1 protein-coding gene is annotated in these 555 nt (G+C 31.5%); it reads right to left on the bottom strand.

The window, feature by feature from the left end:
• Nucleotides 1–64 precede the first annotated feature (64 nt).
• A partial coding sequence (locus R7P64_RS24525; RefSeq protein WP_318124237.1) for an MgtC/SapB family protein occupies nt 65–555 on the bottom strand: 491 nt, incomplete at its 5' end.

Here is a 555-nt window from a genome sequence, read left to right as displayed (position 1 = left end):
ATGAATTATTAGTTTGCCTTTATATTGATGCAACTTGCTTTCCCCCTCAATTAATAGTGATATATTAGTTTCCTATTTTTAATCCTTTTCCTTTAATTTCCACACTCTCAACTCCTTCTATTTCTTTGAGAGATTCTAAAAAATCATAGTCATTTTTGGCTATAGACCTTCTAATAAATAAATCTATTTCAATTAAGTTTTCCCCAGATTCCAATTTACCAATTTCATTTATGTCCATTTTCTTAATGGTTATATTGTTGTTTCCTAAAATCGTTCCTATTTCGCCAATTAATCCGCTTCTTTCTTTCCCAATAACGAGTAAATGATTATTAATATCTGACAATACAGCTTTTTCAAATTTGCCTAAGTAAAGCAAAGATAAGAAAGATATAATACTTGTAGCTATTCCTGCAAAATAAAATCCCTGACCTATAGCTAACCCTATTCCAGCACATACCCACAAACTTGCTGCAGTTGTCAAACCCTTTACTCTATTACCATCTCTTAAAATTGTTCCTGCACCTAAAAATCCTATTCCACTTACAACTTGAGCGG

The organism is Vibrio sp. 2304 (assembly GCF_033339475.1).
Classification (GTDB): Bacteria; Pseudomonadota; Gammaproteobacteria; order Enterobacterales; family Vibrionaceae; genus Vibrio; species Vibrio alginolyticus.
The sequence above is the reverse complement of the archived record's forward strand: the minus strand, read 5'-3'. Positions and strand labels throughout refer to the sequence as shown.